This is a genomic window from Pontibacillus sp. ABV4_188, assembly GCF_056311905.1.
Genome location: NZ_CM149975.1, coordinates 26,697 through 41,422 on the forward strand (window position 1 = coordinate 26,697; position 14,726 = coordinate 41,422).

The following is a 14,726-nucleotide window of genomic DNA, read 5'->3' on the forward strand; positions in this document are numbered from 1 at the left end:
TGAATTAGGTAATTCCAATTATTGTGAGGGTTATGGCTTTAAATTTACAAATGAATCACATACAATAGAAGTAATTAACGGAATTTTTAAATAGTTTAAGTTTAAAGCGATACTCTCTTTTTTTAATGAGATCTGTAATCGTTTACAAAATGGGGACGAGGTGATTGGATGAACATGCAACGTATTGAGACCAAAAGTGGAAAATTCAACATGAACAACTATGGAGAAACGTATCAGAATTTTAATTGGGATGAAGCTAAATCCAATTTTAGCTGGCATACGACAGGTAAAGTAAATATTGCGTATGAAGCCATTGACCGTCATGCTGAAAACCCAGATAAAGCGGATCAAATTGCACTTATTTATTCTGCTCCTGATCGAGAAGAGAAGCTAACTTTTACTGATTTAAAACAATCAAGCAATCAATTTGCTAACGTACTGAAGAAACATGGGGTGGAGAAAGAAGATCGAGTTTTTTTGTTCATGCCCCGTAGTCCGGAATTTTATGCGGCATTCCTTGGAATTCTGAAAGTTGGAGCCATTGCTGGTCCTCTATTTGAGGCATTTATGGAACAAGCGGTTCGTGACCGGTTAGAAGATAGTGAAGCTTCTATGCTAGTCACTACTCCTGAATTATTAGAGCGTGTCCCTTTTAATGATTTGCCTCATCTGAAAAAGGTAGTCTTAGTTGGCGAATCAGATCAAAAAGGGGAAGCTTATATTGACTATCATGCTGAGATGAAAGAGGCTTCTAAGAGCTTTGATGTAGAATGGGTTGATTTAGAAGATGGAATGCTTCTTCATTATACATCCGGTTCAACAGGGAAGCCAAAAGGAGTTTATCATGTTCACAACGCTATGCTCCAACATTATCAAACAGGTAAATGGGTGCTTGATTTAAAAGAAGACGATATCTACTGGTGTACAGCTGATCCAGGTTGGGTAACGGGTACGAGTTATGGGATTTTCGCTCCTTGGCTTAACGGTGTGACAAACTTAGTCCGTGGGGGGCGCTTTAGTCCTGAACAATGGTACGAGACGTTGCAAGAAAAAGAAGTTACCGTTTGGTATTCAGCTCCTACAGCGTTCCGTAAATTAATGAGTGCCGGGGAAGATATTGTGAAGGAATATAACTTAACGAATCTCCGTCATGTTTTAAGTGTTGGGGAGCCTTTAAACCCTGAAGTTATTGCCTGGGGAATGAGTGCATTGGAGCTTCGCATTCATGATACGTGGTGGATGACTGAAACTGGGGCGCAATTAATCTGTAATTTCCCTGCTCTTGATATGAAACCAGGATCAATGGGGAAACCTTTCCCAGGTATTGTTGCTTCTATCATAGATAATGAAGGGAACGAACTTCCTCCAAATCAGATGGGGAATTTAGCCATTAAGGCACCATGGCCATCCATGATGCGTGCAATATGGAAGCGACCTGAGAAATATGAGAGCTACTTCTTAAATGGCTGGTATATATCAGGAGATAGTGCCTACAAGGATGAAGAGGGGTACTTTTGGTTCCAGGGGCGATTAGACGATGTTATTAATACTTCTGGGGAGCGAGTTGGCCCATTTGAAGTAGAAAGTAAACTAATTGAACATCCTGCTGTATCAGAGGCTGGAGTTATTGGTAAACCAGACCCCGAGCGAGGAGAAATTATTAAAGCGTTTATTACATTAAATGATGGATACACTGAGTCGGAAGAGTTACTTGAGGATATTCGTCAGTTTGTTAAGAAAGGGCTAAGTGCCCATGCGGCCCCTCGTGAACTAGAAGTAAAAGATACAATTCCTAAGACCCGAAGTGGTAAGATTATGAGAAGACTATTGAAATCATGGGAGCTAGGCTTACCTACAGGGGATGTTTCAACTTTAGAAGAATAACCAAAAAAGCTGTTCCATTTGGAACAGCTTTTTTACTTGTTTTTAAGTTTAGCTATAAGGATCGCTTTTTTCTCTGAAGCTACCTTTTTAAAAGTTAGACTCTTTATAGAACTAATCCTTATATTTCTCATATCCCCACTTGTGCAAAATGGAGCTCAAAAAAGGGCATGAGTAATATGTTTGTTTTATAGTATATTTAATGTAATATAATAAATTTACACTAAAAAACATTCTTTAAGGTAGTTTTAATTTAAGGTTTATGCAGTTTATATAACAGTAATACCCCCTTTTCGTGATTGATACACCAGTATTTATAAAGAGATGAAGGTGAAAAAACTCTTTTTTTCTGTTCGTTTGTACTAGTTTTTTTGCTATAATAATATAATAAAAGCAGACGGCAATAAAGGAGCAAAATGCATGCGTCTAAAAAAGTACACGGATTACTCTCTAAGGGTTCTTGTTTATGTAGGTTCTAAAGAACAAGATCATCTATCATCAATTAAAGAAATTTCTCAAGCATTTGATATCTCCCAAAACCACTTAAGCAAAGTGGTTTTTCACCTTGGAAAGTTAGAATTAATTCAAACAGTCAGAGGCAGGTCGGGTGGGATTAAGCTATTAGAAAGGCCAGAGAATATCAATTTAGGAGACGTCATTCGAAAAATGGAGAGTGATTTTGTCCTAATTGATTATGGTCAGACTGATTCTAAAGAGAGAGCTTTAAAACCATCAGAGCAGCTAAAATATGCTTTAGAAGAGGCTCTACAGTCTTTTTTCTATGTTTTAAATCAATACACATTAAAGGATCTTCTTCGTGAGAATGAAGAAGTAAGTAATATTCTCCATTACGAAGCATAACGATATAGACAATTAGTATAGAAAGAGTACCTATGGTGATGGCATGTACTATACCATACAAAGAGTTATCCCCTCTCACTATCTTTTACCTATTGGATGTATACAAAAAGAGTAACCTCTATATGCTAGAGGTTACTCTTTTTGTTTTATTTTCCTGATATTGAGGGAAAATAAAGAAGACTCTCTACTAAAGGTGGATTTAGAATGTCAAAACAACTATATGATGTAATCGGTGTTGGGGTAGGCCCCTTTAATTTAGGATTAGCAGCACTATTAGAACCAGTGGAAGATTTAAATGGATTGTTCTTCGAGCAAACAGACCAATTGGAATGGCACCCGGGAATGTTAATCAAAGGGACAAATATGCAGGTACCATTTCTTGCTGACTTAGTAACATTTGCAGATCCGACGAATCGCTTTTCTTTCGTCAATTATTTACATAAGCAGAATCGTTTGTACCCATTTTTCTTTTTCCAAGAACTTCAGGCTCCGCGCGAAGAGTACAATGAGTATTTGCAATGGGTAGCAGGTCAACTTGATCATTTGCATTTTAGTAAAAAAGTTGTAGATGTTGAGGAAGCTCAAAGTGAGGAGTCTCGTTACTATAAAGTCATAGTAGAAGATATGAATACGGGCGAAAGGGAATGCTATAGCGCTAAACATATCGTGATGGGGACAGGTAGTTCTCCTCTCATACTAGATGGAATGGAAGGGTTACCTAAAGAGGACGTTGTGCATACGAGTCGCTATTTATATAAGAAAGATGAAGTCGTGAAAGGGGATAGTGTAACTGTAATAGGTTCAGGTCAAAGTGCCGCTGAGATTGTTGAAGATCTTTTGGCAGAACAAGGGCATTATGGTTATGAGATAACTTGGCTAACACGTTCACCTGGCCTTTTTCAGCTAGATACAGCTAAATTACCACAAGAATTCTTTTCTCCTGATTATGTGAGTTATTTCCACTCCTTAACGTACAATCAAAGGAAAGACACCTTGTCTGATCTGGACTCTTTACAAAATGGAGTTGATCCTTCGACTCTTAGTAATATTTATAACTGGCTTTACCATCGTTCGATCGGTTCAAACCAAAACAACGTTACAATCCAGCCTTTGACTGAAGTGAATTCAATTGAGACTAGTGAAAAAGGTTATATGCTTCATTGTCATCAATGGCAATCAGATCAAGCCTTCACTTATAACACAGACAAAGTGATTTTGGCGACCGGGTATAAGCCTAATATTCCCGACTGGTTTAACAATCGTTTCGCTCAAGGGGTTGTCTACGAAGATGAGAACCTATTTAAAGTCGCTCGTAACTGTGAAATCGTATTTAAACAAAAGCGCGATCATAAGATATTTGTTACGACAAACATCAGTCATTCTCATGGGACGGGTGCTAATAATTTAGGTCTCTCTGTCAGTAGAAATATAAAAATGATTAACACGATTGCCGGCAGAACGGTTTACCCAGAGGGAGAAGGAGCTATCTTTCAGCAGTTTCAAATGAGTGATAGCCAATAACCAGTTGAGTGGTTTAAAGAATTACTGTGAGGGAAATATAGGAAATGTAATCAAAGCCAAAGAAAGGAGATCATCATGAGTAAAATTGCATGTGTCGTAACAGAACTTTTTGAAGACGTAGAATACACAGATCCGGTTAAGGCATTTAAAGAAGCTGGTCATGAAGTTGTAACTATTGAGAAACAACAAGGGAAGACGGTTACTGGTAAGCAAGGTAATGAAACAGTAACAATCGACAAGAGCATTGATGATGTGAAACCAGAAGACTTTGACGCTTTACTTATTCCGGGAGGCTTTTCCCCTGATCAATTGCGTGCAGATGAACGCTTCGTGAAGTTTGCTAAGCATTTTATGGATGAGAAAAAGCCCGTATTTGCCATTTGCCATGGTCCTCAGTTGCTTATTACAGCTAAATCATTAGAGGGACGTAAAGCTACTGGCTTTACATCTATTGCTGTAGACATGGAATATGCAGGTGTCGATTACAAAGATGAAGAAGTTGTAGTATGCGGTAATCAGCTTGTTACAAGTCGTCAGCCTGATGATATCCCTGCATTTAACCGAGAATCGCTTAAACTATTGGCGTAAAGGTAAGAAAGTAACTTATAGATATATATAAATCCTGCAACTGACTAGGTTGCAGGATTTTATCTAGCTATCTAGAGGAAGAGGGGATAAATGTGATCGTCGTAAATGAACCTAATCAAATGCTATTATTTCAGCAGCACCACCACGCTCTTGTATCAGGGGTTATGATGAAGAATTGGAAGGAATCTGGTTTTTCAGGGGAAGAACTTAGAGGTGATGTGGAATATGCTGTTGCCTTTCATGACCGTGCTTGGATTCCTTTAGACCAGAAACCTCGGTGGAATGATCATAAAAAGCAACCATATTCATTCATTGATTTCCCGGAAGAAGACAAGGTGAATGCGTATCGCCGAGGGATTGATGAGGTTGAAGAATACTATTCTTATGCGGCTGTATTATGTAGTATGCATTATGCTTCCTTTTATTCAAAAGATGATACATTATCTGAAGCGGTAAGAAAGTTCTTACATAATGAAGAAATGAGAAGAGAACGTCTCACTCCTTTACTTTCCAAAGAGTCTTCTAACCTGAAGGAGCATTTAGACCTTCTTCAATTTTGTGATGACCTTTCCCTATATTGTTGTATGAATTCACCTGGAGTGAAAAAAGAGGACGAGTTATCTTGGTTTCGGGATGGATTCCCTCAAACTTTCTCAATGGCTCCAGAAGGTTTAGAGGCTGAATGGCGTGATGAAACACATATTGCGGTTAGGCCTTTTCCGTTTAAAAGTCCTTTTACAGTATCTATTCCTTATAAAAGAGTAAGTGACTCCATATCGGCTGACTTATTGCAGGATGCCTATGCATCAGCGGATTGCCATCTGAGAACCATTACATTTATAGAAGGATAAAAGCTATTTTAGCTTTGGATTTGAATGAGGTTCTTTGTTAGCCATTTCTTTAAAAATATTGTTAGTTGATTGGGGAGTTGGGTTTGGCGCTTGTTTAAGCATAGAAGGATGTATGAGTCGCTTAAATTCCCCGATTGTTAATGGCTTCTCTTCCTCTTTCAACTCGTAACCTAGCTGACCATTAGGTTCAATTGTAGCTGTTTGAATAGAAGACAGCGTCGTAATGCCTTGTTGTCGTACGAGCATTTCTAACTGGTCGACTGATAAGCGAAGTTTTTTTAATTCTTTCACTTGAAGCTCTCCGTTTTGAATCACAACTCGTGATTTTCCGGTTACTAACTTTTCCAGAGGGTTAAATTTCAGTTGTAAGAATTCAAGGATAATAAGAAACAGCACAAACACAAAGGCCGCTGTTATAGTACGCCAAACGCTTGTTTCAATTATGGGTTGAATAATGATTGAACCTATTGAAATCATAATAACGGTTTGGGCTAAAGACATTTGCGAAATAGACTTTCTTCCTGCGAACCTCAGTAAACATACACCAGCTGTTATCATAAGAATAGATTTTAAAATCACAGTCATTACATTCCGCTCCTTTCGCACAGTGATAGCATGTGGCAAAGGAGCGCTTTTTACTACAAGAAGAGAAAATAAACGCCTGTGTTTGTTAATGACGCAACACTTACGGGTTACTTGTAAAGTACAATTAAAACAGGGAGCGCAACTAGAGCGCTCCCTGTTTTTGAATGGCTTTTTCGTTTAGGTATTTTATCGTTTAACCACATCAAATTGACTTTCGATTAACTGCCAGTTTTGGGGGAAAGGAAGACCCAACTTCCAGTAACTCACACCCTTTAACCCTAACTCCTTTACAAGGTCAAACTTAGCTTGGATCGACCGAGCATCCTCAAACCACACTTCGTGCTTATTTCCGTCAGCGTCCTTATACGTATAAAATGGAGCTTTGGCTTCTTCGTCAAATTGAATTTCTACATTATTCTCTCTTGCCCTTCGAATAGCTTTTTGAGGGGATAGGGCTTCAGCGGGGTCATTCCCTTTTTTATATGGGAGAGTCCAGTCATATCCATAAAGGTTCTGCCCGAGGAAGATCTTTTCAGCTGGCATAACACTTAAAGCATAGTCGACTACATCTCGAACTGGGTTGATAGGAGATACGGGCATAGGTGGCCCCCCGCTATATCCCCACTCATACGTCATAAGCACTACAAAATCCGCAATTTCCCCATGTGCTTTATAATCATGTGCGCCATACCAAGCTCCTGTTTGTTCAGCGCTTTTTTTAGGAGCCAATGCTGTTGACATTTGTAGTCCTTCTGCGGAGAGACGTTTCTTTGCTTTTCGAAGGAAATTATTATAATCTTCTTTTGTCTCTGGTGGAAGGAACTCAAAATCAAAATGAACATCTCCAAACCCTTTATCTTTAGCTGTTTGGATGAGATTATCGAGCAATGTATCTTGTAATTTTGTATCTGTTACAATCAGGCGACCTAATTCTTTGCTGAAACCACCTTCTTCAATATTATTAACAACAAGCATCATTTCCAAGTTGTTCTCTTTGGCGATTGCAAAGTAGTCGTTAAGTGGAGGTTCTACGAGTGAACCATCACGGTTAATCTCATAACTGAAAGGCGCTAAGTACGTAAGAGATTTAGCGTGCTCCCTCACATATTCCTCTAATTCTGGTGATACTTCTTCACCATAAGTTTCGGCATAACCATTAAAGGCCGCTTTTACTTTCGGTTGTGGAGGGATATAAAGACGTAAATTTAATGGAAGAGGTTTATCGACAGGGATATTATTGATAGTTGCTAGCTCCTGTGCTGTTAAACCATACTGTTTCGCAATGGAATATAATGAATCGCCTTTTTTTACGAAGTAGTACTCGCCTCGATCTGGAATGACTAATGCTTGCCCAACGACTAGATTGTTTGGTGCATCTAACTCATTTGCTGTTACAATCTCCTCCATCGGAACGCTATACTGATTCGCTATACTATACAGACTTTCGCCTGAAGACACGACATGTATCTGCACACCATTGCCCCCTTTTTAAATGCTTAACTAATTAAGATTTATGTGAGAAGGGGGAGAAGTATGAATAGATCATTTTTTGTGAATGGGCGAAATATCCGCTTTTAAGACGTTTTTCATCATCTTTAAAGCGTAGATATTATCTTCTACGTCATTTGAGGCAATGCAGTCAGACGGGACGTGTAGGGTGTATTCTCGCATATAGGCATCATTTGCAGTGAATAACACACAAATATTCCCCGCAACCCCGCTTATAATAAGATGGTTTACGTTTAACTCAACGAGAAGAGCTTGTAGAGCTGTTTGGTGAAAAGCGGAATGCTTCGGTTTAATAAGGAAGTAATCTGATTCAGTTGGAGCTATTTGTTCGAGAAAAGCTTTGTTTTGGTCAGTTGTACATTGATTTATAATTCGATTTAAATCTGCTTGCCACAGTTTGTAATGGTCATTTATGTAGATAATAGGAAGGTTGTGCTTGTTGGCGTAAGCTTTTAATCGTAAAATATTTGGTAGCATAGTGTAACATTCTTTTAAAAGTGATGGTCCGTGCTGGAACTCAAAATCATTAATGAGATCAATGAAGAGAATAGCGGTCTTTTTGGTCATACTAGATGAACCTCCCTTTTACTGTTATTCTTTCTAGAGTTTTGAGAATTAAACAAGTAAAGTGAAGTGATAACATGAACGACGTGGCATTTATGGAAATAGCAATAGAAGAAGCCAAGAAAGCAGAACAAAAGGGTGAGGTACCAATTGGTGCTGTAGTTGTTAAAAATGGAGAAGTGATCGCCAGAGGACACAACGTTCGAGAAACAGAGCAATTAGCTTCTTCTCATGCTGAGTTTATAGCTATTGAGAAAGCTAACCAAGTGGTGGGGAGTTGGCGCCTTGAAGAATGTACGTTATATGTCACTCTAGAGCCTTGCCCAATGTGTGCAGGAGCAATATTGCAATCTAGAATACCACGTGTTATCTTTGGGGCATATGATCCGAAAGCAGGTTGTGTAGGTTCATTAATGAACTTACTCGAAGATAACCGTTTTAATCATACATGTGAAGTAGTATCTGAAGTGCTTCAACCTTCATGCAGTCGTCTTCTGACTGATTTCTTTCGTGAGCTAAGGGCAAAAAAGAAACGCCTAAAAAAAGATATACAATAACTTACAGAACACAAACGCTATTTTTGTTTGCATTTTAAATTAAAAATAGATATACTAATTAGTGCGCACTTAAAGAAGAGCGCACGAACAAATTGATAACAAGTTTGCCGTGCTAAGCGGGAAGGTAGCGGTGTCCTGTACTCGCAATCCGCTATAGCGAGGCCGAATTCCCACCCAAGGTGGGGCGGTTTCAAGGTCTGCCTTGAGGGATTGGTGTTGACACCCGGGTCCCGCACAACGGGAACCCGTAAACCCTGTCAGGTCCGGAAGGAAGCAGCAGTAAGCGGTCATTCCCGTGTGTTGCGGGACAGCCCGGGTCGAGCCATGAACTCAAGTAACGCTTGGGGCCGCCTCATCGACGGTGGGTGCACGGCGCCAATACATAAACTCAACTCACCTTATATTAGGGTGAGTTTTTTATTATAAAAAATGAATAGTAAACATCTAGGTTGGAGAGGGAAATAACTTTTGAAATGCCCCTCTTCAATTAGGTATAATGAGGAAGAAACGATAAAGGAGATTGGGAACAATGAGTTATCAGGCTTTATACCGGGTATGGCGTCCGAAAAACTTTTCTGATGTCGTTGGACAAACACATATTACACGCACATTGCAAAATGCGACTGTCCAGAATAAGTTTTCCCACGCTTATTTGTTCTCAGGACCTCGAGGAACAGGGAAAACCAGTGCAGCTAAGATCTTCGCTAAAACGGTAAACTGTGAACGTTCTCCCGTTAAAGAGCCATGCAATGAGTGTTCAGCTTGTTTAGGCATAATGGATGGATCTGTTTCAGATGTTATTGAAATTGATGCAGCCTCTAATAACGGAGTAGAACAAATACGGGATATACGTGATAAGGTGAAATATGCACCAAGTTCTGTTCCTTACAAAGTGTACATTGTGGATGAGGTACACATGCTTTCCATCGGAGCATTTAATGCCTTGTTAAAAACGTTAGAAGAACCACCCAAACATGTCATCTTTATACTAGCAACTACAGAACCTCATAAAATTCCTTTAACCATCATATCCAGGTGCCAACGATTTGATTTCAAGCGTATCTCACAGGGAGCCCTTGTGGAGCGAATGGAGCATATTGTGCATCAGGAACAAATTGATGTAACAAGAGAAGCATTAGAAGCCGTAGCTCTTTCAGCTGAAGGTGGTATGCGTGATGCACTTAGCCTTCTCGATCAGGCCATTTCATACAGTGAAGCACAAGTAGGTATAGATGATGTGCTGGCCGTAACAGGGTCCGTTTCTCAACAAAAACTAGCTACAATTGTACAAACCCTGCAACAGAATGAAGTGAAGGAAACCTTACAGCAGGTGGATTCGCTTATTCAAGAGGGGAAAGACCCCGGGCGTTTTATATTTGATCTTATCTACTATTTAAGAGATCTGCTTCTTTATCAAAGTGCGCCAGGACTTGAAGATATTCTAGAACGTGCTATACCAGATGAAGCGTTTAAACAGTTAAGTGGCGGTATTACCTCTGACTGGATTCAACAAACCATATCTGTCCTGAATCAGTGCCAGCAAGAGATGAAGTGGACAAATAGCCCTAAGGTTTTTATTGAGATTGCTATGTTGAATATTTGTGATATCCAGGGTGTAGCTAAATCTGTAGCTCAACCACAATCTTCAATTGAACCAGAATCTGTTCAAAAGCTTCAACAACAAGTTGAGGCGTTGGAAAAGCGGTTAGCAAATGTTCAGCAACAACCGGCAGCATCTCCTTCTCCTGCGGAACAAAAACGCCCGCAGCAAAAGTCCAATAGAAAAAATGCTTATAAGATTCCGTTCGAACGAATTCGACATGTTATGAATGAGGCTTCTAAACAAGATTTACAAACGATTAAAAACCAGTGGGCTAACTTTATGGATTCTCTAAGACAGACGAGTCCGCCTGCTCATGCAAGGTTAATGAATAGTACACCAAGAGCTGCATCCGACAATGCGATTGTCTTGTCCTTTAAATATGAAATTCACTGCTCACTCGCTCTTGAAAATCAAGCCATTATCCAACAACAGTTGCTTGAATTTATGGGGAAAGAAATTACCATTATTCCAATCCCCGAAACGAACTGGCAAGAGATGCGTGAGGAGTATGTCCAGAAGCAACGTCAACAAGATCAACCAGAAGAGGAATCTCAACAGGAAGATCCACTTATAGCAGAAGCGCGTAAGTTAGTTGGCGATGATTTATTAGATATTCAAGAAGACTAAAGGAGGTATTACCATGAAAGGTAATATGAACAATATGATGAAGCAAATGCAGAAGATGCAAAAGAAAATGATGAAAGCTCAAGAGGAACTACACGAAATGAGCTTTGAAGCTACCGCTGGTGGCGGTGTTGTTAAAGTAGTAGCTAATGGGAAAAAGGAAATTACGGATGTAGAAATCCAAGAAGATGTAGTAGACCCTGATGATGTTGATATGTTACAAGATTTGATCCTTGCAGCTACAAATGATGTATTAAAGCAAGTAGATGATAAAACAAACGATACAATGGGGCAATTTACTAAAGGAATGAATATGCCTGGAATGTTCTAGGAGGAATTGAGATGTATTATCCGGAACCCATCTCCAAATTGATCGATAGTTTTACGAAATTGCCAGGGATTGGGCCCAAGACGGCTGCGCGCCTGGCTTTTTTCGTATTAGAAATGCAAGAGGATGATGTTTTAGATTTTGCTAAAGCATTAGTGAGTGCCAAAAGGGAGCTAACTCACTGTTCCACGTGTGGACATATTACGGATCAGGATCCTTGTGCCATTTGTCAGGATGAGCAGAGAGATTCTAGTGTAATCTGTGTAGTTCAAGACCCTAAAGACGTCATTGCAATGGAAAAAATGAAAGAGTTTGGTGGCAGGTATCATGTATTGAATGGAGCTATATCTCCTATGGATGGGATTGGCCCCGAGGATATTAATATTTCGAGCCTAATTAACCGCCTTCAAGATGAAGGGGTACAAGAACTCATTATTGCTACAAACCCCAATATTGAGGGAGAAGCAACAGCGATGTACATTTCACGCTTAGTGAAACCAGCTGGTATTCGCACGACGAGGATTGCCCATGGTCTACCTGTGGGCGGCGATCTTGAATATGCCGATGAAGTTACATTATCCAAGGCATTAGAAGGAAGAAGAGAACTGTAAAAGAGGGGACATCATGTTTAGACGTAAAAGGATCAAGAAAAAAGAGTGTGATCAACAGCTTCTAGATCAAATCCAACGTCTCAAGCAAGAATGGGAATCTCTTGAGCGAATAATGGAGCACAGCATTGATGCCAGTGAGAAAGGTATAATGGATTTACATTTAGCAGAAGCGAAGTACTTCTATTTATTAAAAGAAGCAAGGAAAAGAGAAATAAGAGCCATGAATTAATGATTCTGTCATTTCCCTCTGAGTCTGTTCATACATTAAATGTAGGACAGGCAAAGGGGGATTTATTTTGAATACTACAGTCATTATTATAAGCGTAGTTATGATGATCGGTGTCTTGCTGTTAGCAGGAGCTCCTTTAAAACCATTGCGTTTTTTAGGGAGTGGAGCAATTAAGGTTGTGATCGGTGTTCTATTCTTGTTCTTTTTTAATGTATTTGGTGCTTCTGTGGGAATTCATATCCCTATAAATGTATTCACAGCTTTCGTGTCAGGATTTTTAGGACTCCCAGGTCTAGCATCTCTCGCTGCAATTCAGTTGTTTGTTGTTTAATAGTAAATAATACTAAAGAAAGAAAAACCCGCTATAAGCGGGTTTTTCTTGTTTATATGTACTTTTTTAATAAAAAAACCAAAAAAATATAGAAAAACCATTGCACAATATAATGTACCGTGGTATATTTATTTATGTCGCATTGAGAGCGGCAAAACAAAACGATTTCGAAACACGCAAGTTTCTTATTATACTAGAAACAGAACGTAACTTCTATAAGAAGTTCGAAATCAGGTTGAAAACGAGTTAAAAAACTTCAAAAAAGTTATTGACTCAAAAACAACCGCGTGTTATGATGATTAAGTCGCTGTTAAACGGCGGACAAGTTATGCAAACACTTTAAAGAAACATTTGATCTTTGAAAACTGAACGAAACAACATGTAACGTCAATGTCTTTAAATTATTTTTTAAAGCCAGTAATCATTTATTTGATGCTAGGCAAACTCTAACTTTATGGAGAGTTTGATCTTGGCTCAGGACGAACGCTGGCGGCGTGCCTAATACATGCAAGTCGAGCGCGTGAATCAACATGATCCCTTCGGGGTGATTGTTGTGGATCGAGCGGCGGACGGGTGAGTAACACGTGGGCAACCTACCCATGAGATCGGGATAACTCCGGGAAACCGGAGCTAATACCGAATAACCCAGTGAACTGCATGGTTCACTGGTAAAAGGCGGTTTCGGCCGTCACTCATGGATGGGCCCGCGGCGCATTAGCTAGTTGGTAAGGTAACGGCTTACCAAGGCGACGATGCGTAGCCGACCTGAGAGGGTGATCGGCCACACTGGGACTGAGACACGGCCCAGACTCCTACGGGAGGCAGCAGTAGGGAATCTTCCGCAATGGACGAAAGTCTGACGGAGCAACGCCGCGTGAACGATGAAGGTCTTCGGATCGTAAAGTTCTGTTGTTAGGGAAGAACAAGTGCCAGAGGAAATGCTGGTACCTTGACGGTACCTAACCAGAAAGCCACGGCTAACTACGTGCCAGCAGCCGCGGTAATACGTAGGTGGCAAGCGTTGTCCGGAATTATTGGGCGTAAAGCGCGCGCAGGCGGTTTCTTAAGTCTGATGTGAAAGCCCACAGCTCAACTGTGGAGGGCCATTGGAAACTGGGGAACTTGAGTACAGAAGAGGAGAGTGGAATTCCACGTGTAGCGGTGAAATGCGTAGATATGTGGAGGAACACCAGTGGCGAAGGCGACTCTCTGGTCTGTAACTGACGCTGAGGCGCGAAAGCGTGGGTAGCAAACAGGATTAGATACCCTGGTAGTCCACGCCGTAAACGTTGAGTGCTAGGTGTTAGGGGGTTTCCGCCCCTTAGTGCTGAAGTTAACGCATTAAGCACTCCGCCTGGGGAGTACGGCCGCAAGGCTGAAACTCAAAAGAATTGACGGGGGCCCGCACAAGCGGTGGAGCATGTGGTTTAATTCGAAGCAACGCGAAGAACCTTACCAGGTCTTGACATCTTCCGCTATCCCTAGAGATAGGGAGTTCCCTTCGGGGACGGAATGACAGGTGGTGCATGGTTGTCGTCAGCTCGTGTCGTGAGATGTTGGGTTAAGTCCCGCAACGAGCGCAACCCCTAATCTTAGTTGCCAGCATTCAGTTGGGCACTCTAAGGTGACTGCCGGTGACAAACCGGAGGAAGGCGGGGATGACGTCAAATCATCATGCCCCTTATGACCTGGGCTACACACGTGCTACAATGGATGGTACAGAGGGCCGCGAGACCGCGAGGTCAAGCAAATCTCAAAAAACCATTCTCAGTTCGGATTGCAGGCTGCAACTCGCCTGTATGAAGCCGGAATCGCTAGTAATCGCAGGTCAGCATACTGCGGTGAATACGTTCCCGGGCCTTGTACACACCGCCCGTCACACCACGAGAGTTGGCAACACCCGAAGTCGGTGAGGTAACCTTTTTGGAGCCAGCCGCCGAAGGTGGGGCCAATGATTGGGGTGAAGTCGTAACAAGGTAGCCGTATCGGAAGGTGCGGCTGGATCACCTCCTTTCTAAGGATATTACGGAACTAGCGAGTCCTTCGGGACTTGCTAGCAGGCACACATTGTGCCATTAAACCA

Annotated in this window: 14 protein-coding genes, 1 rRNA gene and 1 other RNA gene; 13 read left to right on the forward strand and 3 right to left on the reverse strand. The window is 40.9% G+C overall.

What is annotated here, in order from left to right; translation table 11 throughout:
• Positions 1 to 168: 168 nt before the first annotated feature.
• The 5 genes from acsA to ACYX4O_RS00150 all read left to right on the forward strand — a co-directional run bounded on the left by acsA (position 169) and on the right by ACYX4O_RS00150 (position 5,702).
• Complete coding sequence (gene acsA, locus ACYX4O_RS00130) at positions 169 to 1,884, forward strand: acetate--CoA ligase (protein WP_476353634.1); 1,716 nt, start codon at positions 169 to 171, stop codon at positions 1,882 to 1,884.
• 417 nt (positions 1,885 to 2,301) lie between these two features.
• A complete protein-coding gene (locus ACYX4O_RS00135) occupies positions 2,302 to 2,742 on the forward strand; it encodes an RrF2 family transcriptional regulator (RefSeq protein ID WP_476353635.1) in 441 nt (146 codons plus the stop codon).
• A 204-nt stretch (positions 2,743 to 2,946) separates the two neighbouring features.
• Positions 2,947 to 4,263, forward strand: coding sequence for a lysine N(6)-hydroxylase/L-ornithine N(5)-oxygenase family protein (locus ACYX4O_RS00140; protein WP_476353637.1), 1,317 nt, complete (start codon positions 2,947 to 2,949; stop codon positions 4,261 to 4,263).
• Positions 4,264 to 4,335: 72 nt separating this feature from the next.
• Positions 4,336 to 4,851, forward strand: coding sequence for a type 1 glutamine amidotransferase domain-containing protein (locus ACYX4O_RS00145; protein ID WP_476356954.1), 516 nt, complete (start codon positions 4,336 to 4,338; stop codon positions 4,849 to 4,851).
• Positions 4,852 to 4,943: 92 nt separating this feature from the next.
• Positions 4,944 to 5,702 (forward strand): DUF3891 family protein, encoded by a 759-nt coding sequence (locus tag ACYX4O_RS00150; RefSeq protein WP_476353639.1) that lies wholly within the window; start codon positions 4,944 to 4,946, stop codon positions 5,700 to 5,702.
• 3 nt (positions 5,703 to 5,705) lie between these two features.
• Here ACYX4O_RS00150 and ACYX4O_RS00155 read toward each other — a convergent pair whose 3' ends face one another.
• The 3 genes from ACYX4O_RS00155 to ACYX4O_RS00165 form a co-directional block, all read right to left on the reverse strand.
• A complete protein-coding gene (locus ACYX4O_RS00155; RefSeq protein WP_476353641.1) occupies positions 5,706 to 6,287 on the reverse strand; it encodes a DUF421 domain-containing protein in 582 nt (193 codons plus the stop codon).
• A 186-nt stretch (positions 6,288 to 6,473) separates the two neighbouring features.
• The gene (locus ACYX4O_RS00160) at positions 6,474 to 7,760 is read right to left on the reverse strand and encodes a glycosyl hydrolase family 18 protein (protein ID WP_476353643.1); all 1,287 of its coding nucleotides are present in this window, start codon (positions 7,758 to 7,760) and stop codon (positions 6,474 to 6,476) included.
• Between the two features lie 69 nt (positions 7,761 to 7,829).
• Positions 7,830 to 8,363: a cysteine hydrolase family protein gene (locus ACYX4O_RS00165; RefSeq protein WP_476353645.1), complete on the reverse strand. Its 534-nt coding sequence runs from the start codon at positions 8,361 to 8,363 to the stop codon at positions 7,830 to 7,832.
• 74 nt (positions 8,364 to 8,437) lie between these two features.
• On the opposite strand from ACYX4O_RS00165, the gene tadA reads away from it, so the two are divergent.
• The 8 genes from tadA to ACYX4O_RS00205 all read left to right on the forward strand — a co-directional run bounded on the left by tadA (position 8,438) and on the right by ACYX4O_RS00205 (position 14,657).
• Entirely contained in the window at positions 8,438 to 8,917 is a 480-nt protein-coding gene (gene tadA, locus ACYX4O_RS00170) for a tRNA adenosine(34) deaminase TadA (RefSeq protein ID WP_476353647.1), read from the forward strand.
• Between the two features lie 107 nt (positions 8,918 to 9,024).
• An RNA gene (gene ffs / locus ACYX4O_RS00175) (signal recognition particle sRNA large type) lies at positions 9,025 to 9,290 on the forward strand.
• A gap of 156 nt (positions 9,291 to 9,446) precedes the next feature.
• The gene (gene dnaX / locus ACYX4O_RS00180) at positions 9,447 to 11,147 is read left to right on the forward strand and encodes a DNA polymerase III subunit gamma/tau (RefSeq protein WP_476353648.1); all 1,701 of its coding nucleotides are present in this window, start codon (positions 9,447 to 9,449) and stop codon (positions 11,145 to 11,147) included.
• A gap of 13 nt (positions 11,148 to 11,160) precedes the next feature.
• Positions 11,161 to 11,475, forward strand: a complete 315-nt coding sequence (locus ACYX4O_RS00185; protein WP_036780665.1) for a YbaB/EbfC family nucleoid-associated protein — start codon at positions 11,161 to 11,163, stop codon at positions 11,473 to 11,475.
• A gap of 11 nt (positions 11,476 to 11,486) precedes the next feature.
• Positions 11,487 to 12,083 carry a recombination mediator RecR gene (gene recR, locus ACYX4O_RS00190; RefSeq protein ID WP_188651093.1) on the forward strand — a complete coding sequence of 199 codons (597 nt, stop codon included), beginning with the start codon at positions 11,487 to 11,489 and terminating at the stop codon, positions 12,081 to 12,083.
• Positions 12,084 to 12,096: 13 nt separating this feature from the next.
• On the forward strand, positions 12,097 to 12,312 hold the full coding sequence (locus ACYX4O_RS00195) for a YaaL family protein (RefSeq protein ID WP_476353651.1): 216 nt from the start codon (positions 12,097 to 12,099) through the stop codon (positions 12,310 to 12,312).
• Between the two features lie 67 nt (positions 12,313 to 12,379).
• Positions 12,380 to 12,643, forward strand: a complete 264-nt coding sequence (locus tag ACYX4O_RS00200) for a pro-sigmaK processing inhibitor BofA family protein (protein WP_476353653.1) — start codon at positions 12,380 to 12,382, stop codon at positions 12,641 to 12,643.
• Between the two features lie 451 nt (positions 12,644 to 13,094).
• Positions 13,095 to 14,657: ribosomal RNA gene (locus ACYX4O_RS00205) — 16S ribosomal RNA — on the forward strand.
• Positions 14,658 to 14,726 lie beyond the last annotated feature (69 nt).

Coding starts and splice junctions, on each gene's coding strand:
- ACYX4O_RS00165 (WP_476353645.1), bottom strand. CDS start 8,363: ATGACCAAAAAGACCGCTATTCTCTTCATTGATCTCATTAATGATTTT.
- ACYX4O_RS00185 (WP_036780665.1), top strand. CDS start 11,161: ATGAAAGGTAATATGAACAATATGATGAAGCAAATGCAGAAGATGCAA.
- recR (WP_188651093.1), top strand. CDS start 11,487: ATGTATTATCCGGAACCCATCTCCAAATTGATCGATAGTTTTACGAAA.
- acsA (WP_476353634.1), top strand. CDS start 169: ATGAACATGCAACGTATTGAGACCAAAAGTGGAAAATTCAACATGAAC.
- tadA (WP_476353647.1), top strand. CDS start 8,438: ATGAACGACGTGGCATTTATGGAAATAGCAATAGAAGAAGCCAAGAAA.
- ACYX4O_RS00155 (WP_476353641.1), bottom strand. CDS start 6,287: ATGACTGTGATTTTAAAATCTATTCTTATGATAACAGCTGGTGTATGT.
- ACYX4O_RS00140 (WP_476353637.1), top strand. CDS start 2,947: ATGTCAAAACAACTATATGATGTAATCGGTGTTGGGGTAGGCCCCTTT.
- ACYX4O_RS00195 (WP_476353651.1), top strand. CDS start 12,097: ATGTTTAGACGTAAAAGGATCAAGAAAAAAGAGTGTGATCAACAGCTT.
- ACYX4O_RS00135 (WP_476353635.1), top strand. CDS start 2,302: ATGCGTCTAAAAAAGTACACGGATTACTCTCTAAGGGTTCTTGTTTAT.
- dnaX (WP_476353648.1), top strand. CDS start 9,447: ATGAGTTATCAGGCTTTATACCGGGTATGGCGTCCGAAAAACTTTTCT.